The following is a 22,179-nucleotide window of genomic DNA, read 5'->3' as shown; positions in this document are numbered from 1 at the left end:
CGCCTGCAGCTGTCGCTCGATCAAACAGGTGATCGGCATACAGCAGCAGGGCCTGGGTTAGACCTTCAAAAAATTGGCGTCATTTTCCAGGGCGGCCGTGACGCGCTCTTGCCAGGTCGGGTATTTGTCGAACGCCGTGGCGATCAGGCCCTTGTCGAACGGCACGACGGCGCCGTTGCTGGTGAAGCCGTACCAGTCGACGGCCACGGCCAGCGCCAGGCGCTTTTGGTTGTCATCGATGACGTGCACCAGCTGATCCGCGCCTTCGTCGGTGGAGGCGTCGATGGCGGTCTTGCGCTTGGCCGACTTTTTATAGCCTTCGGCGCGCACGGCGTGGCTTTCCTTGCGGTACTCGTCGGAATTCTTGCCGACGATCTTGATGCCGGCCACGGGCTCGCCGTCGGCGTCGAAGATCACGGGCACGTCGAAGGTCACGCGCGCGGCAGGTGCCGACAGGTTGGCGATGTCGAAGCCTGCGACGGCCAGGGTTTGCGCGGTATTCAGGGTTGCTTGGGTGGTATTCATGGGTATTGCCTTTCGTGGGGTGGAAATATGTGCCCGTGCCGGCCGCCGCGCCCACGAAGGCGACAGCAACCGGTCGGTGCTGGGGTGGCGCTTGCGCCAAAAGAAAGCCCGGCGCAGGGCCGTGCAAGTGGGTTACAGGCTGGTGTCTTGAAACGCCACGGTCGTTGCCTCGTGCTGCGAATCAGCCCCTTGGTAGCGCAGGATGTCGAAGGCGCAGGTGACGATCTTGTTTTTCTCGCCATCATCGACCTTGGCCGAGGTGATCTTGATGCGGCCCATGGCGATGGTCATCACTTCGGCCAGCGGCGCAGTGCTGGCCGCCATGGCGTAGGCCAGCGGCAGCTCGATTTCCTGCTTAAAGTAGTCGATATATGCCGAATCCTGCATCAGCACGGTGAACTGGCCGCTGCCCAGCACTTTGCCGCGCGAGGCAGCCGTGGCGAACTTGGAGCCGATCACGGGATCGATCTTGACCTGGCCGTCCAGCGACAACGACATGCCCGTGCAGATTTGCGACGGGATGCCCGCCACCGACAGCATCGCGGTGGCGCCGGAGAACTTGCCGGTGCCGGGCGTGGCGGCCGGTGCCGCGAAGTAAGCCGCCGGCGTGGTCGGGCCCTCCAGCTTGCCCATCAGGGTGAAGTCCATGCTCGTGATGCCATTCGGCTGCACGGCGATGTCAACCTTGCTGACCAACTGGTCGATGAAACAGCGATTCACGGCAATGCCCGGATCCTGCACTTCCGCCGTGAACCAGTCCGTGGTGTGGCCGGTCAGAGGCGTGAAGCTGCGCTTGCCGGTCGCGGTCACGGTCACCGGGTCGCCCTCGACCTTCACCGTCATCGCGCTGCCGTCCATGAACTGACCCGTGAGCTTCAGCGCTGTGGCGGACGTAACGAAGAAATTCTTGCCGTTGTTGGCGGCGCCGGTGGTCAGGAAGCCGCCAATGCGCACGACGGTACCGGCGCGGTGGCCGTCGGCCAGCCAGGAACCGGCGCTGCGCGTCAGGCCCGTTACACCCGATGCGATCGTGTTTTGCGCCGTGGTGACGCCGCCGGCCGTGAAGTCGCGGCGCAGCAGCGCAGCCAGCAGCACTGCGTAGGTGCCGCACGAAGCCTCACCCTTGATGGCGCCGGAGGTCCGGAAGTTGCCCAGGCGCGTGTCGCTCTGTTGCTGGCTCGGGTCGATCTCGTTGCTCGAGTACTTGTCGGCGTCCGTGTCGAACGTCGCTGTCACGCGCGGATAGAGGCGGCCGGCGGCGGCCAGGGCCTTCGTACCTTCCGCCGGTTGCTTGCCGATTACGAGCAGGCTGTCGATGCCGTTTGCAGTGGTCATGGTGTGGATTGCCTTTCTTTGGTCGAAAAAAAAGACCGCCGAGGCGATCTGTGTGGGGTGATGCGGGTTACAGGTTGCAGAACCAGCGGATTTTGACCGGGACCATCCAGCGGTCGCCGTCTTCGCGGCCGTCCGCGATTTCCGGTGTGCGCTCGATCTGCACAGTCAAATCGCCCTTCGGGAAGCTTGCGCCGCGGCAAAACAGATCCTTGATCATTTCGGCGCGCGCACCGGCTGCAGCAGTGCCCTGCCCTGGCGGATACATCAGGCTGACCTGGAAGATACCGCGCTCCTGACGCGAGCCGTCGCCCATGGAATGATTGGCCGGTTCCGCCGGCAGCAGGTAGGCTGCCTGGTATGGCCGGCCAGTTACCGGTGTGTACGGCACATTTTGCCATGCGGTGTCGATGGCCGGACCGAGGCTGGCCAGGGCCGCCTCCAGCGCCGCGCGTATTGTTGGTTGGCTCATAATTTATAGCTCGAATAGCCTTGGGCGAACTCGCTTGCGGTGGTGCCGTCGCGCACGCCGTTCACGGCATTGTCCACAATGGTGCGGAATTCCACGACCGTCAGCATCACCACGCCGACGGGCGCCTGGCCGGACCAGCCCTCCTCGATGCGCTTCGCGTATGGCAAGTTGTTCACGAGGTAGATCACGTCGCCGGACTTCGCAGCGCTGATCGTGCTGCCGTGGGCAGCGATTGTGGCGCTGCCGTTCTTGTCGATCAAGTCACGCACGCCAGCGGCCGGCGAACCGATGGAAAGTTGCCAGTTAGCGCGGAAACGGCCGCCTGTGTAGCCGGGCGGTGGCTTGTGCGTCCAGTACTTCGCATCGCCGACCGGCGAGCGCTGCACCAGCTTGTTGTCAACCTTCATGGTGATGGCGCGCACCACCAGATCCTGATTGGCCTTGGTCTTGGCGATGAATTCGGCGATCTGCATGGAAAACGACATACTGGCCATCAAAGCCCCCTTAGTTGCAGCGTGTACAGCACGGCCACGTCGACCGGTGCCGTAGTTTCGACGGCCTTCACCGTATAGCTGGAGCCGCCAAACAGTACCAAGTCGGCCGTGGTCGGCGTCGGCATTGGCGCACCGTTGCGCTGCAGCGGCGACAGCAGCATCTGCTGGTCGCCCGCCTGGATCAGCGTGCCGTCGATGTTCTCGACCTCGTAGTTAATCTTCACGCCCGTGCCCTCGTAGTCGGTGGTGGTGGCGGGCGCCGTGCCCAGGTCAGGATCGTATTCGCCGGTCACGACCTGGTGCAACACCACGATTCCCCCCTTGCGGCGCAAGGACTGGTCGGCGCGCGCGGCAGTTTTGGCGTAATCGGTCATAGGCTATGGCACTTTCACGTAGTCGTACGGCGGCGTCTCAGCGAAGCGTACGGCCTTGATCGTGGTCTTGCCGTCGATCAGCGCGCGCAGCACCCGGTGCCAGCCGTCCATGATGAAGCCTTGCTGGCACATGATGATCGGGAAACTGGTATCGACGTCCAGCGCGCGCCGCACATGATGCGCGATGCCATAGGCCGATCCGACTGCAGGCCAGACTTCCGATCCGCTATAAATTGCCGCCAGCGGCAGATCGAACGGGACCAGGTCCTTGGCGCGTACTATCAGGTTGGTGACGATCCACACCTTATCGCCCTCGCGATACGTGTTGTCGGCGACGAAACAGCCGTCAATCTTGACTGCTGGAAAAGCGCTCATGCTCGCACCACCTTGATCGAATTGCCGCCGCCGGCCGAGCCGAAGTAAGGCGCCAAGAGTGCGTCAACGGCCACGAAGCGCTCGCGCGCGTCCGTGGTGTTCTGAAAATACTCCGTTTCCAGTGGCCCCGTTTTGTCTTTCTTGATGGCATTCGAGCCGGTGTCGAGATCAGGTAGAAGATCCTCGCTGCGCCCGGCGCGCACGGCCAGGTCGATGCAGGCATTTACGACATCGGCAGGCACGATCGTGCTGGGCACGATGAAGCCGTCGACCACCACGTTGTAGCGTGGCCAGTCCAGTGCCTGGTGCTGATTGACCCGGCGACCGGCCCAACGTGTGCGGTAGGTCGCCATGAAGATCATTGCCTTGCGCAACGCGATTTCCTTGTCGCCATCAGCCAACGCCGCCCAGGCGGTCAGCCCCAGGCTGGCGCACCGCGCATCTGCAGCAGCGATGCTGGCGTAGGATTCGGCGTCGGGCAGGCCAGCGCCGGTTTCGACTAGCATATTTGTGCTCCTTTGATTTTTGCGTTTGAGAATGTGTTTAAATAGCAAGTACAACTCAAGGAGCAATGAATGTCCGCCAAGCCATCACAGTATGTGCATAAACAACAATGTGCTTTTTGCAAAAACGACGCGAACAGTGATGAACATGTACTTCCGCAGTGGCTCGATAAAATACTCACCCCTCGTAAACACGAGGATCGCACTTTTCAATCCAAATCAAGAACCAAGACCGACGGCATGAGTTCTACAGTGGTTAAGCAAAAAAACGGTAGCCCAAGATCAAAGCGCCTAAAAGTCGTTTGCGTCAAATGCAACAATGAGTGGATGAGCGTGCTTCAAGACCGGGCATCATCGATTATCATAAAAATGATACAAGACGTGAATTTCTTGATTAGTACAAAGGATCAAGCCATCCTTGCTGCTTGGGCGACTATGACAGCAATGACATTTGAATTCGACGATCCAGATACCATGTCGATACTAGAAACGGAGCGGCTTTGGCTTCGTAGCCTGCGACTTCCTCCGCAAGGGGAGTGGAGAATATTTGTAGGGAGGCACAGTGGGGAATCATGGAAGTGCAGATTATTTCACCACGGATACCGGATGTTTCGCGCAGATAAGACTCCGTTGGTTTCGGAGACAAATTCTCAGAAAACAATAGTCGGCATTGAGAATTTAGACTTCATGATATTTAGTACTAGATTGGAAAATCCAACAGTAAGTCCTTTTGACCAATCCCCCTCAGAATTTTCTAAGTCTCATGGATTAATTCAACTACATCCTCCAACCGGAGAAGACATCGAATGGCATAAATCAAAGATACGCCCTGATATAGAGATTACGCATATCGCTTTCGAACATGTCGGCGTTGAAACTTTATTTGGAGAACTTCAGTCTCTACAGCTTCAGCTTCGTTATTTTGAGAGAACCGCCCCGATCGAAATCGACAAGAATTAAGTGTTAGAACTAGGCGGTAGCAACGCCGCCCAGGCTGTCAGCCACAGGCTGGCGCACCGCACGTTTGCCGCAACGACACTGACATAAGATTCGGTATCGGGCAGGCCAGCGCCAATTTCTGTAGTGATCGCCATAAGGCTCCCCTTTATACTTTTGCGCCCCGACGCACCAAAATGCGCCCTAGGTCAATGCAAGCTGATTTTCCTGCGGCAACTGAGAACGGTATCTGCATGCGCGTCGAGCTGAACGCTCCAGCAACTGCAACCCGGCGTGTTGGCGCCCCCAATCGAATAGGCTTGACCGATACAGAAGGGATGCAGCCAGTCCCCCCTGTACTCCCGAGCGCCGAGTCCGACTTGTTCAATGCAACGGCATGCTGGTCCAGCAAGGTCACTCCGTAGCTAATCAGGCCATCAGGATCACCCGATCCCGGCGTAGCCGCGCTCGATGTCAGTAAATGAAGGCCATAGTCGACCGTGTCGCCATCGCGCATCGCTGCCTTGAAATCGTCAGTCTTAAAAATAAAGTTTGCAGTTGCCGCCCCAGCAGTATTGTCGACAATGATGCGCTGGGAGTTGCCAAGAACATCGCCGTGCACAGCCTGGCTGCGCGCCAGAACGCCGCATTTCACGATAACGGCAGCGCCTGAGCCTGATAGATACGACAGCATGCAGTTGTCAGCGATCTCGGCACCTGCTGCGCCCGCGAGGTTCTGGAACGTGGCCGCCCCGTCTGCGCCGCCAGGTGTAGCGGAGCGAATAAGCATGGGATTCGGAAAAACGTAGTCATCGACCAGCAGGCCAGCACCGGCACTGGCCGGCAGTGGGTCTGCCGACGATAGAACCTTCATGCTCGGCGCGAAGCCAGCGCCACCGATGACGCCGCCCAAGCCAATCGGATGCACACCATCAATACTCGTTTGCTGTGCGCCGTTGGTGAAAGTGTCAGCATTCATTGCAAGCGGGTCGCTGTAGGTGCGTGGACCTACGCTGGACGCTGACCAGTTGATAAACGTTGCACCTATTTCGGCGGCATAACGCTGGCGCCACTCGTTCACCTGACGCCAGGTAGCATAACGTTCCGCCGACCACCCATTGTTCAACGGCGACCGCGCGGGGATAGAGGAAATGATCAGTCGCGGGGTTTTATTCCGCATATACGTCAAATTGGCAATATCGTTGTCCCGAATCTGCGCAAATGACCAGCCGCGCGCATACACGTCATTCATGCCCGGCGCATAAATGGCTACGTCGTTCGGCTGCCAATCACGCCGCATGACCTCGCCCACCTGAATCGAGTCTCCACCAGCCATTGCTGCATCGGTCACTACCCGATACGGCCTGCCGGCCAGGGCAAACGCCTGGGCAATGTATGAGCTGAAGGCGATGGCGTATTTTCGGTACACCGATGGGGCTGAAGACAGCACGGCGCATTCTTGCGCCCTGCTGACACCATATTCAAGCCAAAGCCGAGCTGGATCAACAGCCAGGACGGTGGAGCTCATCTGATTTGCTTCCCGCAGCGGCGCCTTCACGACCTTAATCGGATCGCCAGGCCAGTAAGCACCGCCGGGGAAGGCAGCGGCAAACGTAACCCGCGCCACTCCCGGCGCAACAATGCTCGCGCCATTGCCGTCGGTGAAGTCGTACATTTCACTGATCGAATCGCCACCGACAACAACGCGAACAGGGCTTTCGCTGGCACTGGGCACGATAGTCGCCGGCGCGATCGATAAGATCGCACTCGCTACTGCTACATCCACACTACCGACCGAACACGACACCAAAAATCGCTGCTCACCGGCGTACGGCCCGATAGACGCCAGCGCACCATTGCCGACCGGCCAGGACTGCAGCGAGTTCGTTCCGCCCAAAATCGGATCGAGTCGATACACCATGCCGGCCGCGCCAGCGACACCGCTGACATTCAGGACTTGCCCCTCAGGCAGCTTGATAGTTTGCGGCGTGCCGCCGGCAGTAATGGTTGGCATATTGGCTTTCGGAATTGCGGTTTATGTGGTGCCCCGGCATGCGGGGCGGATCTGGACAGGGATTACGCCTTGGCAGCCTTCGCTGGCTTCTCGGCCGTGGCGGTGGCCGGTGCAACTGGCACCTGTGCGGCGGAGACAGCAGCATCCTTAGCGGCCTGAAGGATTGCCGCTTCGCCGCGCAGGCGCTGCGCTTCGACCTCGTTGGCCCGGGCCTGCTCGGCGACGCGGTCCATCTCGGCTATCAGGCTTTGTTCACGCTCATTCAGCTCACGCCCGCGTTCTGCCAGTTGATCGCGCGCGGCGAGCAGTTCGGCCATGGTGGGCGCTCGCTCGATGTGCGCGCCCAGCTCCTGATCGTCGCCGTACACCTCGTGCACGTCGGGGTTGAAGTCGGATTTATCAATCAGGACGAAGTCGCCCTGGCTTGGGTGGCTTGGTTTGATCTTGATAGTGGTCATGTTGTTCTCGTAGGTTGCCCGGCTCCATGCTGGCCGCCGGGTGACGTTGATGGATTAGCCGCCGATCAGGTGGCCGCCCAGGTGGGGATTCGGCGCCGCCGTGCCCCAGGCCAAATTGACCTCGTAGCGAACTTGACGCTTTTGTTTGTAGATGCAGAATTCGTAGGTGATGCCCGAGATCGGATCTGGCACCAACATAACGTCGTCGGCCGAGTCGCCGCCCTGAGGCATGGCGGGCGCGCGGGTCGCAAGTTGGAGCGCGGCGCGCTGGAAGAACGCATTGCGCACGGTCGCCGCGATCAGCGTAATGCCGGTGGCCGCGGCTGGGATTGCCTGGCGCAGGCCCGGCGCTTGCAAGCGGATCTGGCCGCCGTTCGACGCATCGGTATCACCAGCGGCCAGAATGTACTGGTTCGGGTCACCAGCAAATCTCACGATGTCGCCAGCGAGAAAGGCGCCGGTACCTGCCGCAGCAAGGTTAATCACGGTCGCGCCTTTGGCGTGACCAGCATTGCTGGTCGTCGCAGCTGCAGCATTGCCGGCCACGATCAGGTCGCCAATCGCGCCCGAGTTGTGCAGGTCGAAGCCTTGGACCACGCTAACCGCGCCACGACGCAGCAGATCGTCGGTGCCGGCTTCGTTCACGCGGAACAGACCGGCCTGTTTGCCTTCGATATTCGCCATCGCAGCGGAGCCCAGGACCATATGCAGATCAGACAACGGTGCACCATTGTCTTTCAGGATCTTCTTCGGCTGGGCGAAGTCGGACAGGTCGCCCGAGGTGCCAAAGGGGATCGTGCCCACTGCGCCATAGGCGCGGCTCAACTTGATACTGGTGGCGGCCAGGTCCGCTTCCACTTCGTTCGTCAGCGTCCGCAAGGCCTGCGCGATACGCTGCTGATTGATGTTGGCGTAAGTGCCAGCGCTTTGCAGGCGCTGGGTATCATCGCCGTTGATGCCGAACGGGACGGAGCGCTGCTTCGAGATCGTCATGTCGACGTAGTTGATGGTCTGATTACCAGCGTCTTCAGCGTACGCGCCTTGCGTCAGGTCTTCGGCGGCCATTGCGCCGACGACTGGCGAGCGGACAGTCTGGTTCAGGGCAGCGCGCTCGGCGGTCGAGTCGCGCGACACGGCCGGGATGAAGCCAACTTGCTCGCGCGCAATGACGTTCATTGCTGCATAGATGTCGGGGATGAGGCCGGTAAGGGTAAGGATGGTCATTTGCTAATGCCTTTCGGGAATAAAAAAGGCCCGCGTAATGCGAGCCAGTCGGGATGGTTTGAGTTGTAGAACGGATAGGCTATCCAGCCCAAAGCACCCCGCCGACATCCATCAGCAAGGCATAAAAATAGTTCATTGAGAAGACTGGGTGAATTGGTTGCAACTGCTTAATCAGTAACGACCGCGCCGCCCTTGATTGCCTCGGCCTGCGCCTGCGGGGCCATGGTAAAGAACTGGGAGCGCGGGATTTCCTTGCCACCGCCGGCGCCGCTCTTGCCGCCACCAGCACCACCACCGGAGGCGCCACTGCCTTTCAAGATCATGTCTTTGTTGGCGTATTGGCCGACCATCACTTGGATGGCTTCATCGAAGTCAGCGTGGTTGCCATGGTTCGTGGACGAGAAAATGGGGTTGCCCTGCTGGTCCATCGGAACCAGCTTGCCGCCATCGACTTTGAAGCGACTGCCGAAGAAGGTCCGCGCCATGTCAGCCGGGATAGCCAGCTTCTCGGAAATGAATTTGGAGCTCGCGAACGAGCCGCCAATAATGTGATCGTTCAGGTCGTTGGTGAGCTTCGTGTTCTGCTCGGTCAGCGTGCGCTGCTTTTCTTCGGCCGCCCGGGTTGCCGCAGCGACTGCCTCGTTCGCCGAGCGCGTCGCAGCATCCTTGATCTCTTGCACCTTGGCCGCCGTGGTCAGATCGCCGGAATTGATATTCGCCATAGTCTGGAGCGCAGCAGCGGCGGCGGCCGCATCTTCGATGCCAGCATCCTTGAATGGCTTCAGTGCGGCTTCGGCAGCCTCTTTCGCCTGGCGATGGCTCATAGCCTCACCGTTCAGGCTGGAAATCTTCGCCACGGTCGCGGCGGCGTCGTGCGCAACTTCGCGACCGTCGTCCAGAATGTAGACAGGTTTGCCATCTTGCAGCACTGCGTTGCCATTTGCATCGAGTTTGAGTTTCATTTGGTGGCTTTCCGGGCATCCGCCCTTGTGAATGGCCTTCCGGCCGTGCACCGCGTCGCGTCCGCTTGCGGCATAAAAAAAGCCGCCTTAAGGCGGCTTGCAAATTCAAACTATTAGGGGACTACATCAATCAGCGAAGTCTGTGCCCCTCAAGAATCTTTCCGGTGCAATACGTATACAATTTCTTAAGTGCATCCTGCGCGTCCGCGAGTTCTTCAAGAGAATAATCGGCCAGGCTAGCAGAATAATCAGAGCGATCCAGAAATGTGTTTTCCTCACCCAGTTGCAAGATGTAATCACGAACATGCTGAGTCTGAGCAAGTCCATCAAGTGCTATCTCAACAAGGCCATAAAACTCCTCACTGAGCGTGGCGACATCTAAAGAATATTTAGACATTGCCTCACGCTGCACCGATGGAACCCAAGTTTGACCCAAAAGATTTTTTGAATCATCCTGTACGTGCAAATAAACATGCCCACTTTTATGTGTCGCTATTGTGACAAAATCTAGATCGCTTGGATCATCTTTGAAACCTTGAAAAATACGTACGAGCGCCTTTATCGTCCATGCATTAAGTTCGCATTCCCGTGCAAATAGTTTTTTGAGTGCCGAGAGCTTTCTCACATCGGCAATTTTCCGCCGCCTAAATTCTAGAATTTCTTTAATTCCGAAGATTGCTATGGCTGCTACAACCGTTACGGGTACAACGTCAGACCAGTTAATCACGTTCGATCCTGAAATTTTTGCAAAGAATTGTTTATTCTATCCTAATAATGTGTGAAATAACCGTGAAAAGCTAAGTCCCTTACTCTATGGGGTGCTTGCGAATAATCACTGGCACGAAATCACTTATATCTTGCCTGCAGTTCCTCCAGCGTCAACTTACGCCCCTTCAGGTTCATCAGATCATTCAGCGTAATCTTGCCCGCCTCGTACATCTCGGCACGGCCCGGGCCCAGGTATTCAGCACGCCAGGCCTTGTCCTTGCTGGCCAGGAAGTCCTTGAAGTTCATCTTGCTACTGACCGCCCCGCCGTCGCTGGGCCGCGTGCTGTCGCCCGGCTCGTCCAAATCGATGCCCAGGTCTTTAAATGACTTCGTGCGAGTACTGAGCACGCAGCGGCAACTGAAATGGATGGCGCCCGGCCCGCCCGCCCACTCGTGCGTATGATTGATCGGTTCTTGCCCGTCCAGCGAGTACTCGTGCAGGTCTCGCATCGCACACAGCAGGCAGGTATGCGAATCGAGCGTGCTGAGCCACACCAGGCACTCGATCAGGTCGCCGTTCTGCTGGAAAGACGCCAGGCGCGCAGCATTGGCCACAGCCTGTACCGAACTGTGCACCAGCGCGCGCGCATTCGCTTCGGACGTCTTCAGGATGCCAGGCATCGCCTCCGCATCGCCGCCGAGGGCCTTGGAACTGGTGCCGACAACGCGCGCAACTATCTGCGACGTCGTTTCGCCTTGCGCGGCGCCGAGCCGCACCTGGCTGGCGAAGCGGAATTGTGTGTCGAGCGCCTGGCGCTTCCACCAGTCGGCCGACGGCGCGCCCTTGATCAGCGTGTCGCCGACCAGTTTTTCGAGATAGGTGGCCGGCGGCAGCTTGGCGCCCAGCTCGATCTTCAAGGCCTGAGTCAGCACCTTGGCCGTGTAATCGGCCTCGATGCGCACCATGCCAGCCAGGTTGCGGGTCATTTCGGCCTGCATGCCGGTGTAGTGCGATGAAATCACCGCGTTCGACTCGCGCAGCAGTGCACCCAGGCGCTGCTTGCCGTAGGTCGATATCTCGCCTTCGTTCAGCTTGGCCGTCAATTCCTTCGACATGGCAGCCATCAGCAGCAGGATCTTCTCCTGCGTGCCGGATGAAAAGCGCAGCAGGTTCAAGGAGTGCACGAGGAACATCTCTGCAATCCACTCTTCGAGCGCGCCCATCTATGTCCCTTCCAAGTCAGGCGGAGCCGACTGGATGCGCTCCTGCTCATCCTCCCACTTCAAGTCTGGCGACACGATGCCGCGGCGCTGCAACTCGTTGAAGTAGGTTTCGCCGGAAATTCGGTTATTCGCCACGCTCTTGAATAGCAACTCGGCACTTGCCTCGGCCAGCGACGCTGCGCCGAAGTCCTTGAAAATGGTGATATGGCCGCCTTCGGCCTCCCTCACCCATTCAGCCATGAACTGCAGGGCCTGGTCGCCTGCGTCTTCGACGTTGCCCGCGATCTTCTGCAGCGCGCATGCGCCCTGCTCGTTGTCGGCCAGGGTCTGCGATTCGGTCACGTTGCCCGGCTTGATCACCAGCAGCTCGGCGCCGGCCTGGCGCATACGGTCTTCCAGGTCGAGGATGGACAGGCGGCCGGCCTCGATGGCCTTGCCGCCGTGCTCCACGAACTTCAGGTCGCCCTCTGGCGATTCCGACTTGACCGCGCTGCCGGCGCCGACCGTGATGCCGCCCTCGCCCAGCATCTTGGCAAACAGGATCGGCACGCGCGCGACGTGCAGGATATTCTGCTGGTCGCTCTTGCTCTGCCAGTGCTCGACGTTGCTGTGCGCCAGCTCGAGCAGCGGTGGCGTGGCCTGCATGTAGCCCAGGCGCTTGCCGTAGACGGGCACGAAGGGGATTGTCTCCAGTGTGGTGACGCCTTCCTCAAACAGCGCCCATTCCTTCTTGCTGCCGGCCTCGCGCTGGCGCCAGGTCTGCCAGGAGCCCCGCCCCAAGACGCGCACCTGCTCAATTTCCTTGGTATCGAAGTCACCATTCGGCTCGGACACGCTCTCCAGCAGCCGCAGCTGGGTCAGTCCTTCAAGACTGGTCGCATTCTTCGGCAGCCAACCCAGGATGTTCTGGACGTGCACCTGAACAAAATACGGGCGCACGCCAGCGGCCTGCTCGTCGGCCTTCGTGACCAGATTTCCCGCCTTGGGGAAGTCGACCAGGATGCCGGCGAAGCCGTACCCCATCGCCTCCTGTGTGATCTCCGAGAGGAAGCTATGCAAGTCGCGGCCGGACAGGTCGACATTTTGCAGCCAGGGCTTGAGCCGCTCAGGCACGTCCTCGCCCAACGTCACCGGCTTGCTGAACGGCTTGGCCGACAGCACGTCGATGGTGCGGGCGTATGCTGGAAACAGCGTAGCCACGGCGAGACGAAGGTCGTAGCTTGCGCTGTCTTCGCCTGGCCACTGCGGCAGATACTTCTTGCCAGCCGCCCTCATGGTCTTGGTACCGCCCAGCAGCGCGGCGATTAGCGCGCAATCCTCGTTCAGCTTGGCGGCTTCGGCTGATTGTGTGCGTACATCGGTCATGGAAATCCTTGTTGTTACATCCGCAGCGGCGCGGTGGTCGTCGTGCTCTTCACGATCGGGTAGCGCTTCACGAGGAAGTAGCCGTTCGCGTCATTCGGATGGTCGTGGCCGGATTTCTTGTCCGGCTGGCCGTCGGCACCCCACACCTGCTGCTCCAGCGCCTCGGTGGTGGTCGGGCACTGATCAGTGTTGATCTTCCAGCGACGCTCGCCCTGGGCGTTCAGGATCATGCCGTTGTAGGCGTTGACCCGGTCCTTGACCGCAGGGTTTGAGTGATTCACTTCGAGAATGAAGCCCGCCTGGCGCAAAATGGACAGGTCGGACTCGCTCGCGTTCTTGCTGCTGGTGTTCTGGCCGGACGCATCCGGGAAAATCTTCACCTGGTGGCCTTTGTCCTTGAAGTCTTCCTTCAGGATCTTGGCCATGGCTGGCGTGTCACGCACTTGCACGCGCTCGGCCAGCGTGCGCGGCAGGCCGTCGCGCACCACGTTGACGCATGCTGTCATGTTCTGGACGTTGAAGTCGAGGCCCACCATCAGCGGCTCGCCGGGCAGGATGATCTCGTTCGTGTGGTTCAGCATGCGGTCGAAGTCGGCGTACACACTGCCGCTAGTCAGGTTGGTGAACTTTCCGCGCAGGTAAGCATCGATCAGCGCCGGCGGGTAGCTGGCCATCAGCGACGGAATATAGTCGTCTGGCAGGTTCAGCTCGTTGTCGAACGTGCTCGCCTGGATCAGGCCGTACAGGCTGGCCAGCTCTGGCTTGTCCCGGATGGCCTTCACGAACTGCTGATACACGAACTTGAAGCCCTCGGGCGTCGTCGTCACATCGATGCCGTTCATCAGACCCGGCACCTTGTAGCGCATACGGGCGATGATCTTGCGCCAGGCCGTCTGCGCCTTCTTCAGCGGCATCACGTCTAACTCATCGATCAGCGCGTGGCCGATCTTGAAGCCGACGATGGTTTCAGGCTTTTCCATCGAGCGGCAGATGACGGTGCCGCGATAGCGTCGGCCCTCGTACACCTCGACTTCGTGGTCGCCCTGCTTCACCTTGATGCGCAGGCCCATCGCGTAGGCCACCTCCTCCATCGTGGGATAGAAGATGTCGCGAATCTGCGGATAGGTCGGCGCGAAGTAGCCTTGGTTGATGCCTGGCCATTGCCAAAAGTGGGCGCAGATGCCGGCGCAGCCCACAAACGTCTTGCCCGAGCCGAACCCGGCCACGTAAGCCTTGAACTTGTGCGGCAGCTGCAGGAAGCTCGATTGCGGGACGTTCAGGTCAAACTGGATTGTCGTCATGGCGCTTGGCGTCTTTCACGCCGAAGGTAATTGCGACAGGCGTGGGCGCTTGGTCGGCCTGCTCGGCCTTGCCCTTGTTCACGTAGATGTCGCCCACTTCCTTGGCGGCCTGCTCGTAGAGACTGGCGACCAGTGGCAAGTTGCGCATGTTCTCGGCCTTCTGTGCCAGGCGGCCCAGGCCACGCAAGCGGAATGCCTTGCTGGCGATCGGGATTTCCTCAGCCGTGGCGCGGAACTTCGTCCGGGTCTCTTCGAAGATCGTCCGCCATTTCTGGCTCAGGTTACGGCCGACGTACGTGTTCGGGTCATAGCAGGAGACCTGTTGGCGGCTCACATCGAGCCCGAATTCCTCTTTTACCGCTATCGACACCTGCGTGGGCGAGTCGAAACAGGCCAGCGCGGTGACGACGTACAGCTTCACCTCGTCCTTGAGTGCGGCCATGTATTAGTTTCCTGTAAAGCAACGTAAAGGCTACGCAGCCTTTAGAAGACACGTTCCGCACGCCCTCGCTATGTTGATTTTCGCCACTTCTGGCGGTGTCTTTGCTGCGTCGATGATGCGCTGCACGTCCTCGCTTGCGCCGTAGCGCCGGACAACGCCGACAAACTCTTCGACGTCATGCGCGCGCATGCACAGCTTCGGCAGTCCGTACTTGTTGAAGGCCGGCGCACCGAATTCATCCATCTCCTGGGCGATGTGATAAAGCTCGTGCTCGAGCAACGCGCAGAATTCGGCATCGCTGCAAGTCAGGCAGTAGGAAGCGTCCAAGGTAATCAGGAAGTCCGGCACGGCGCCGAACCAATCGACCATCTGCTGTTGCTGGCGGCCTTTCTGCCACGGCCCACAGCGGAACGTCACTTCCTCGCACTGGCCCAGCACCGTGCGGCCAGCCTTCACAAAACCTTGCGGCGCCCATAGGAACTGCATGTCGGCATATTCCAGGTGCGCGTGGTCTACGTTGTAGAGCGCGCCGCCTTCGGTGAGGATGGTGGTGCGGGCCCACTTCAGCACCTCGGGCGCGGGCATGTACCGATTATTCAGCGGGTCGGTGAATTCGGTCGGCGGCATCGGGCGCGCCGATGTGGGCGCTGCGAAACTGCGGCTTTTCTTCATTCCGACCTACTAGATGTAGTGTTTGGTAATAATTCCGGCGGTCTCAGCCCGGCAATTTTCGACACTTTCGCTGGTGACCTACTAAATGTAGTGTCTCAAGCGATTTCGAGGTCGAGCATCACGGGTGGCATCGTTGCGCCCACCACCCATAGCCTGACGGCGCCGCCGGCATTCAACGCGGCCAGTTCGCCAGCATCGGGGCGCCAGTACGACAGCACGGCCGGCAGGTCTCCGACATGCGTGCGCGTGATCGGCAGCGCGTTGCACGGCAGTTCGGCCTGGTCCCAGCCTGCAGGTGCGCCAAGCAAGCCGTTGTTCGATGGGTGTTGCATTCTAGGCATAATATTGAACAGGTAGGAAACGATTGATGCAAATCAATTCCGATAAATTTTCTTTCGGCATGATTTAGTTTTCCACCTCACCATACATGTGCATGCCAAACGATCCTACATTTGTGCCCAAACCATTGTCGCTCTCCCGTCCGGACAAAGAAACTGAAGAGATCATCGAAAATGCGGTTCGAATGGCAATGGAAGTTGGCACGGCAGCCGCAGAGGCATATCTACAGAGATACAACGTCAGTAAATGGACCGCATTGCGCGTACTGAGCCAAGACCCTAAGATGCGTCGAAAGCCACGCTAACTCTTTCATACCCCTAAGTAGCTAGTGCCTGAGCGAAGCTACCAAAGGGATCACATTCGCTTCTCGCCAACCTTCAACGTTTCGTTGAAGACAGTGCAAAAGATTGTGCAGTGCGCAAGAAAAAACAAAAGTGCAATATAGTTAATGTTAATTAACTAACTTTGGTCGTCGAAATGGAAAATTTTGAGGCTGGCTTTACTAAACGGTTCAGAATATATGTTCCAGCAAATGATATCGAGCTAAACGATTTACTACTATTGCTAAATAAACATATCACTATTTTTTGTGAATCAGTTGAAGTCTGTACTGACAAGTACTCTTCCATTCCCCTAAGAAAAATCACTTTCGCAGTTCCCTCCTCTCATCATCTAACATGCTCTTTAGTGACTAAGTGGCTTGTATCCTTGAATGTGACCGGTGGGCAAGTCATTAAGAATGAGCTTGAAACACAAAAAAGCCCGCGACCATGAGGTGGCAGGCTGTCGACTTTGCTCCTGTGAGTAAAGTGCGTGGTGAACGTCAAATTGAGGGCGAGCACGTCCGATGCATGGATGGGTACTGTCGCGAGTTCCAGCTATCGGTGGCGCGATGCGCACATTACGATTTCCGGAAGAATTTTCTTGAACTGAGGTCTGAAGTATACCGCAGAAATACTGTTTGTAAACACAGGCCAAAAGAAAACCCGCGCTATATGTCTCTGCCGCGTAACAATCCGCCCGCCCTTCCAGAGTGACTGTCGTAAATGGCGCTTAGCTCGCTCACCATATCCTTGACGCGCTCCAGCTCTAGGCCCGCCACGCCATACACTGTCGATACGCCCGTTCCTTTGCAGCTCGTGCAAATGCCGTTCCCGAGCAGCACCTTAACGCCGGTACCGCTGCATCCCCTGCACTTGCTGTCCAGCCAGTGCGCCAGCGACTTCTCGGCTACGCGCCGGTAAAGCGCTTGCGCCGCTGCCGCATCCCAAGCTGTATTTTCTGGCACCCAGCGGCGGAACCGGCCACGCTTGATCACTTCGGCGGTCCAGATGCGCAACAGCTGCGCCAGGTTCTGCTGGTTGCCCTCAAACATGCGGTTTAGCGTGCCGTCGGCATACTTCACGCGGCACAGCAGCGCGCCGATGTCACCAGCCAGCGCCGCAGCGGCGAGCGGGTCAGTCTGGTGGTGCTGCGCGTCATCCATTAAATTGCTCGATCCGATTGACGCAACATACTTTTCAGCAAATCCCATGCTCTACTCCTGTCAGAATTCGACAATCGTAGCATGCGATTTCACCGGCCTGGCGGCCGAGAGTATCAGCAGAGGCGCAAGCTATGCACCGCTAACTTTTGGGAAAACGAGAACCGTCAATATGTACCTGGCACAAGGTTCGAACACTCGGCGCCAAGCTGATATGCGGACAAATTATCAAAGGTTGTCGTGGCAATCTCACGCATAGCTTCAATGGTAAAGAAACCTTGATGTCCGGTAACAAGAACGTTCGGGAACGTCATCAGGCGCTGGAAAATATCATCCGTAATGATGTCGCCGGACCGGTCCTCGAAGAAAAGGTTGCTTTCTTGTTCGTACACATCGATGGCCAAGGAGCCTAGTTGGCGCGACTTCAACGCGTCAATCACTGCCTGTGTGTCAATGAGAGCTCCACGTGAAGTATTGATCAACATAGCCCCCTCCTTCATCAGATTCAGCGTATCGGCATTTATGAGGTGGTGGGTATCGGTTGTGAGCGGACAATGCAGTGAGACGAAATCCGACTCGGAGAGAAGCTCGGACAGTTCAACCATTTCGCCGAATGCTTCAAACTCCGGCGATGGGAACGGATCAAAACCCAACAGACGGCAGCCGAAACCGTTAAAAATCTTTGCGGTAGCCAGGCCAATTTTTCCTGTTCCTATGATGCCCACCGTCTTCCCGTGCAGATTGCTCCCCAAAAGGCCATCAAGCGCAAAATTGCCTTCGCGCACCCTTGCATAGGCACGGTGAGTTCGGCGATTCAGCGTCAGCGTTAAGGCAAGTGCATGCTCAGCAACAGCCTCCGGTGAATATGCAGGCACGCGTGCGACGAAAAAGTCCAACCGCCGTGCTGCATCGATATCGAGGTTATTGAAACCTGCGCAACGCAACAGGATCGCGCGCACACCAATGTGAGCAAGAGCATGCAGTACTTCGGCGTCAAGCACATCGTTTACAAACACGCAGATTGCCTTGCATCCTTGTGCAAGAGCCACCGACTGCAGGGACAAGGACTCAGTGTGAAAACGCATCTCCACGGCATCTTGAGTATCGCGTTGATCTGCTTTCTCATTGAGAAAACGGCGATCATATGGTTGGGAGCTGAATACAGCGATTTTCATCTTAAAGATCCTTTGCGCGAACGCAATTTGTAATTATTAAAAATGGCTACACAGAAGATTACTCCTTTCCAAACTGTATGACCACGCAATTGGGTACCTAGTGACGAGGACTGCTGGCCAGAGGAAAAGGAAAGGGTTACCCGAATCGTGCGACACTGCAATAGGTTACAGATCATTCCGGATGTATACCGTCACTCAGGCAGTTTTTCAACATCAAGTCCCTACCTAAGTAAGCCCGGTCTTCTTGCAGGGCAGCTCTTGCGATACCTTCACAAAACCCGGCATCTATCAGCACAAGAACCGCGAACTCCAGGCCATGTATTCGTTTCAGATACACCCCGGCAGCAATCAGTCGTAACGTTTTTTCAGTGGCATTATCAAACATAGCACCCTCCCTGTTTCAGTAGGATGCGACAGGTGAAGGGCCAGGTGTTGATCCGCATCAAGCAAGTGCAAAAAGCTCGCCGCACTTGGCACCGTCCATAGGGGAATTGCATGCGACGCAAAGCAGCCATACACGTTCCAAAGGCGAAGGAAAAAAGTGCAAAGCCGACAGCTGCGGTATACGTCCGGATGTCTACAGACAATCAAAATCATTCTGTTTTACATCAGCTTCATTGCATTTCGGAGTACGCAGAACGCCATGGCATAGACATTATCAAAACATACACCGACGAGGGTAGGAGCGGGCTCGATTTTTCCTCTCGCCCAGGCTTACGAAGCCTGATAGAAGACGTGCAAAGTGGCGTAGCACCATTTCAGTCGATACTTGCCTATGATATAAGCCGCTGGGGAAGGTTCCAGGACTTGGACGAAAGCGCCTACTACGAATACATATGCCGCCGCGCAGGAGTCGCCATCGTCTATTGTGCAGAAGACTTCGAGAACAATGGATCTTCGGTCTCGTCCATAATTAAGAGCGTAAAGCGCGCCATGGCCGCCGAGTACAGCAGAGAACTTTCAACCAAGGTGTTTGCAGCTCAGTGCCGTTTTGTAGAAATGGGATTTAAGCAAGGTGGCAGAGCGGGATTTGGATTGCGCCGAATACCTATCAGTGCAAACGGCAAGGCCAAGCCGGCACTGGAATACGGAGAAAGGAAGAGCCATCCTACAGACCGCGTAATACTAGTTCCTGGACCAAATGAGGAGCTTGAGATTCTTCGAGGAGTGTACGACTGGTACGTACTGGAAAGGCTAAGTGAAAGCGAAATTGCTTTCTTGTTAAATGCAATGGAGGCACCTCGCGAATGCGGCCGCGCTTGGACTCGTGACTGCGTTCGTGATGTGCTTACAAACGAAAAGTACATTGGCAACATCATCTACAACAGAGCCTCTTTCAAGCTCCGAAAGTATCACGTCGAGAATCCTGCATCCATGTGGATACAAAGGATCGGTGCCTTCCCTCCCCTTATCCCGGTTGCCCTTTTTCGTAAAGCGCAGCAAGAGCGCAAACTTCGCCTCGCTCCGATTCCAAAAGAAGAACTCTTGGCAATGCTGCGCAAGTTACATGAAAAACATGGGAAGGTAACCACCGTGCTAATTGATCAGGACAATACACTTCCCGGTGCACAGATGTTCGCCTACTACTTTGGCACCATGCTGGAAGCCTACGCCCTTGCTGGACTGCCACCTATCAACGAACATAAGTTCGTGGCCACGCGGAAAATAGTACGAACTGTTCGCGCAGAAACGCACGAACGAATTGTGGGACTCATTTCGAAAACGGGTGTCAGCCAAGTAAACGGGTCATCTCGCAATACTCTGCTGCTCGATGATCGGATTGTCTTGAAGATCACGATAGCAAGATGCCTGTACGAAAAGCAGGCCCCTCCTCGCTGGCGGATACGACTGGATGAGGAGTCCAGATGCGATTTTGTTCTGGCAGTACTTCTTGATCTTGAAAACACAAAAGCAAGTACTTTTTATCTATTCCCGAAGGCTGACTTCCTCAAAGTGCAAATCACGCTTACTGAAGCCAACATGCACAATATGGAGCAATATCGATATCCATCGCTAAATACAATCTTCGAAGGACGTCTCACAATAAACATCCCAGCTTACGACTAAAGCCATGCCTGGATTCAAGCGTGCATATCGCCGTTACGGATATCAAGGAGGTCACAGTCCAATCTTTAGGCAAGTATCACGACATGGTTATCAAAGTGAGCAGTTAGGAGCGAGGGCCGACTACAAGAATTCCAGGTACATCTTGCCTATCTTAAGTTAGTTGTGATGTGGGCCCGTAGGAGCAATTATGGAAAAGGCTTCTCTATAGGAGGGAACGAACGAACACGACAGTCCGCTCCGGGACGGTTGTCGCCGGCAGCAGGTTCCGCCCCAAAGCAGTCACGGCAAGAGATTAAACTGAATGCTTTGCCAATTTCAAACCTTGTAAGAGTGCTTCGTCACTCTTCCTGAAAACCGTACAGGCATTAAAATCCGCCGATTTATGCGCAGAGCAATTCCGAGCTGGCAAGCGTACAGCCACGCCCTTGCGACTTTGCTTTGTAGAGGGCGACATCGGCACGCTGAAGCATATTCTCAATGGTGTCAGTATTGTGCATACGCATTGCGATACCTCCGCTATAAGAGAGTTCAAAACCCAGTTCGTTGAACGAATGCAGCTCCAGCCACTGCCGCATGCGTTCGTCGTAAGCTGTGATCGAGGCGAAGTCAGCACTGTTGAGTAGCACACAGAATTCCTCACCGCCGTAGCGACAGAACAGATCTCCGACACGACTCACAGCGCGTAAGCCAGTGACGAAAACTTGCAACGCCCTGTCGCCACCAGCATGTCCATGCTTGTCGTTGATTTGCTTGAAATAATCGAGGTCAAGCATCAATACACCGAGTGGCCGCTTATATCGCAAACTGCTGGCTAGGTCGATCTCGGACTTTATTACCCAAGCGCGGCGATTCAAAGCACCGGTCAGGCCGTCTAGAGTAGCCAACCGTTCCAGTTCCCTAGCCGCCTCGTCGCGATGCGCCAGGAGGATGGCTACCACAGACATCATCATCATCGAGTTCGATGACAAGGCAAACACTCGGTTGACCAGGTACGGCCCAAAAAAATTCGGAAACTCAGCGGTGTAAAACGCACCCAACACGGCGCGGCCGGCAAGTACTACCATCTGAACTGTAAGGCATATGATTAATAGCCAACGCCAGCGTCCGACTGCCACCTGTGGCGCACGGCATAGGGGCACTATAATGGTTGCAATCTGTAATGCCAACAGGCCATTCGCCCAACCTACCCTGAAAGGATAGTCGGAAAAACCGATGCAGTAGCCAACGGTCATCAGCACGGCTATGGCGGTTGGGGCGCGAGCGTTCGCCTTACGGCCGTACCACAATTGAAAGGCCATGGCGTTGAATACCATGCCGCCCGAGACGCTGCCCATTGCCATCGTTGATAACAAGTGGTCGGCCCAGCCGCCCCGTTCAAAAGTGTTTGAGCAAAGCAGGAAAATCCAACCCAATGTTTGCAATATGATACCGGCTTGCGCATACCGCGCTGCACGGTTCACCCGCCCCATGAAATAGGGAAGTGCCAAGGCCATGATCGACAGGTTAAGTGTCATGCCAAAGAATAGGGTCGAGACGTCCGTTATAGCCACTATCACACTTTCAAAATAACCCAAGAGGCCGCATTATCCCAACAAACCTGCATCCACATGGAAAATCGGCAACAATTTACTGAGGAACTTTAGTTTGGTGCCTCTCTTTTAGGGGCCAACCGAAATCGTAGTTAGCGTACGTAACCTGTTTCGCGTTGATAGAGCGACCGTCTGCTCTTGGCCG

The 22,179-nt window shown here is 57.0% G+C and carries 24 protein-coding genes; 2 read left to right on the top strand and 22 right to left on the bottom strand.

What is annotated here, in order from left to right:
• Window positions 1–57: 57 nt before the first annotated feature.
• The 7 genes from JAB1_RS07245 to JAB1_RS07215 all read right to left on the bottom strand — a co-directional run bounded on the left by JAB1_RS07245 (window position 58) and on the right by JAB1_RS07215 (window position 4,078).
• Window positions 58–525, bottom strand: coding sequence for a hypothetical protein (locus tag JAB1_RS07245; protein WP_070279304.1), 468 nt, complete (start codon window positions 523–525; stop codon window positions 58–60).
• Window positions 526–657: 132 nt separating this feature from the next.
• Window positions 658–1,860, bottom strand: coding sequence for a phage tail tube protein (locus JAB1_RS07240; protein WP_070279303.1), 1,203 nt, complete (start codon window positions 1,858–1,860; stop codon window positions 658–660).
• Window positions 1,861–1,927: 67 nt separating this feature from the next.
• Window positions 1,928–2,329, bottom strand: a complete 402-nt coding sequence (locus JAB1_RS07235) for a DUF4128 domain-containing protein (RefSeq protein ID WP_070279302.1) — start codon at window positions 2,327–2,329, stop codon at window positions 1,928–1,930.
• Window positions 2,326–2,823, bottom strand: a complete 498-nt coding sequence (locus JAB1_RS07230; protein ID WP_070279301.1) for a hypothetical protein — start codon at window positions 2,821–2,823, stop codon at window positions 2,326–2,328. The genes JAB1_RS07235 and JAB1_RS07230 overlap by 4 nt, the downstream gene beginning before the upstream one ends.
• Window positions 2,823–3,197 (bottom strand): hypothetical protein, encoded by a 375-nt coding sequence (locus JAB1_RS07225; protein WP_070279300.1) that lies wholly within the window; start codon window positions 3,195–3,197, stop codon window positions 2,823–2,825. The genes JAB1_RS07230 and JAB1_RS07225 overlap by 1 nt, the downstream gene beginning before the upstream one ends.
• A 3-nt stretch (window positions 3,198–3,200) precedes the next feature.
• Window positions 3,201–3,572 (bottom strand): hypothetical protein, encoded by a 372-nt coding sequence (locus JAB1_RS07220; RefSeq protein WP_070279299.1) that lies wholly within the window; start codon window positions 3,570–3,572, stop codon window positions 3,201–3,203.
• A complete protein-coding gene (locus tag JAB1_RS07215; protein ID WP_070279298.1) occupies window positions 3,569–4,078 on the bottom strand; it encodes a DnaT-like ssDNA-binding protein in 510 nt (169 codons plus the stop codon). Before JAB1_RS07215 ends, JAB1_RS07220 begins: the two co-directional genes overlap by 4 nt.
• Window positions 4,079–4,147: 69 nt before the next feature.
• On the opposite strand from JAB1_RS07215, the gene JAB1_RS29440 reads away from it, so the two are divergent.
• The gene (locus JAB1_RS29440; protein WP_139144454.1) at window positions 4,148–5,035 is read left to right on the top strand and encodes a hypothetical protein; all 888 of its coding nucleotides are present in this window, start codon (window positions 4,148–4,150) and stop codon (window positions 5,033–5,035) included.
• Between the two features lie 145 nt (window positions 5,036–5,180).
• Here the strand turns inward: JAB1_RS29440 and JAB1_RS07210 are convergent, their stop codons facing one another.
• The 14 genes from JAB1_RS07210 to JAB1_RS29430 form a co-directional block, all read right to left on the bottom strand.
• Window positions 5,181–7,025, bottom strand: coding sequence for a hypothetical protein (locus JAB1_RS07210; RefSeq protein ID WP_070279297.1), 1,845 nt, complete (start codon window positions 7,023–7,025; stop codon window positions 5,181–5,183).
• A gap of 62 nt (window positions 7,026–7,087) precedes the next feature.
• Window positions 7,088–7,483: a hypothetical protein gene (locus JAB1_RS07205; RefSeq protein ID WP_070279296.1), complete on the bottom strand. Its 396-nt coding sequence runs from the start codon at window positions 7,481–7,483 to the stop codon at window positions 7,088–7,090.
• Window positions 7,484–7,537: 54 nt separating this feature from the next.
• The gene (locus JAB1_RS07200; protein ID WP_070279295.1) at window positions 7,538–8,707 is read right to left on the bottom strand and encodes a P22 phage major capsid protein family protein; all 1,170 of its coding nucleotides are present in this window, start codon (window positions 8,705–8,707) and stop codon (window positions 7,538–7,540) included.
• 167 nt (window positions 8,708–8,874) lie between these two features.
• Window positions 8,875–9,669 (bottom strand): DUF6651 domain-containing protein, encoded by a 795-nt coding sequence (locus JAB1_RS07195; protein ID WP_070279294.1) that lies wholly within the window; start codon window positions 9,667–9,669, stop codon window positions 8,875–8,877.
• A 130-nt stretch (window positions 9,670–9,799) separates the two neighbouring features.
• The gene (locus JAB1_RS29435; RefSeq protein ID WP_139144453.1) at window positions 9,800–10,396 is read right to left on the bottom strand and encodes a hypothetical protein; all 597 of its coding nucleotides are present in this window, start codon (window positions 10,394–10,396) and stop codon (window positions 9,800–9,802) included.
• Between the two features lie 119 nt (window positions 10,397–10,515).
• Window positions 10,516–11,601, bottom strand: coding sequence for a hypothetical protein (locus tag JAB1_RS07185; protein ID WP_070279292.1), 1,086 nt, complete (start codon window positions 11,599–11,601; stop codon window positions 10,516–10,518).
• A complete protein-coding gene (locus JAB1_RS07180) occupies window positions 11,602–12,966 on the bottom strand; it encodes a DUF4055 domain-containing protein (RefSeq protein ID WP_070279291.1) in 1,365 nt (454 codons plus the stop codon). It lies immediately after the preceding gene.
• Window positions 12,967–12,980: 14 nt separating this feature from the next.
• A complete protein-coding gene (locus tag JAB1_RS07175) occupies window positions 12,981–14,267 on the bottom strand; it encodes a terminase family protein (RefSeq protein ID WP_070279290.1) in 1,287 nt (428 codons plus the stop codon).
• Window positions 14,248–14,709 (bottom strand): DUF2280 domain-containing protein, encoded by a 462-nt coding sequence (locus tag JAB1_RS07170; protein ID WP_070279289.1) that lies wholly within the window; start codon window positions 14,707–14,709, stop codon window positions 14,248–14,250. Before JAB1_RS07170 ends, JAB1_RS07175 begins: the two co-directional genes overlap by 20 nt.
• Before the next feature lie 30 nt (window positions 14,710–14,739).
• Window positions 14,740–15,336 carry a putative metallopeptidase gene (locus JAB1_RS07165; protein ID WP_070279829.1) on the bottom strand — a complete coding sequence of 199 codons (597 nt, stop codon included), beginning with the start codon at window positions 15,334–15,336 and terminating at the stop codon, window positions 14,740–14,742.
• 140 nt (window positions 15,337–15,476) lie between these two features.
• Complete coding sequence (locus tag JAB1_RS07160) at window positions 15,477–15,722, bottom strand: hypothetical protein (protein ID WP_070279288.1); 246 nt, start codon at window positions 15,720–15,722, stop codon at window positions 15,477–15,479.
• Window positions 15,723–16,711: 989 nt separating this feature from the next.
• Window positions 16,712–17,254, bottom strand: a complete 543-nt coding sequence (locus JAB1_RS07155; protein ID WP_034784106.1) for a hypothetical protein — start codon at window positions 17,252–17,254, stop codon at window positions 16,712–16,714.
• A gap of 116 nt (window positions 17,255–17,370) precedes the next feature.
• On the bottom strand, window positions 17,371–18,378 hold the full coding sequence (locus tag JAB1_RS07150; protein WP_034784107.1) for a 2-hydroxyacid dehydrogenase: 1,008 nt from the start codon (window positions 18,376–18,378) through the stop codon (window positions 17,371–17,373).
• A 172-nt stretch (window positions 18,379–18,550) separates the two neighbouring features.
• Window positions 18,551–18,763: a hypothetical protein gene (locus tag JAB1_RS29430; protein WP_139144452.1), complete on the bottom strand. Its 213-nt coding sequence runs from the start codon at window positions 18,761–18,763 to the stop codon at window positions 18,551–18,553.
• A gap of 110 nt (window positions 18,764–18,873) precedes the next feature.
• Here JAB1_RS29430 and JAB1_RS07145 point away from each other — a divergent pair, with 110 nt between their 5' ends.
• A complete protein-coding gene (locus tag JAB1_RS07145; RefSeq protein ID WP_070279287.1) occupies window positions 18,874–20,445 on the top strand; it encodes a recombinase family protein in 1,572 nt (523 codons plus the stop codon).
• Window positions 20,446–20,825: 380 nt separating this feature from the next.
• On the opposite strand, the gene JAB1_RS07140 is transcribed toward JAB1_RS07145, so the two are convergent.
• Window positions 20,826–22,019, bottom strand: coding sequence for a GGDEF domain-containing protein (locus JAB1_RS07140; RefSeq protein ID WP_254671996.1), 1,194 nt, complete (start codon window positions 22,017–22,019; stop codon window positions 20,826–20,828).
• Between the last annotated feature and the right edge of the window lie 160 nt (window positions 22,020–22,179).

Source organism: Janthinobacterium sp. MP5059B (assembly GCF_001758645.1).
Classification (GTDB): domain Bacteria; phylum Pseudomonadota; class Gammaproteobacteria; order Burkholderiales; family Burkholderiaceae_D; genus Janthinobacterium; species Janthinobacterium lividum.
The sequence above is the reverse complement of the archived record's forward strand: the minus strand, read 5'-3'. Positions and strand labels throughout refer to the sequence as shown.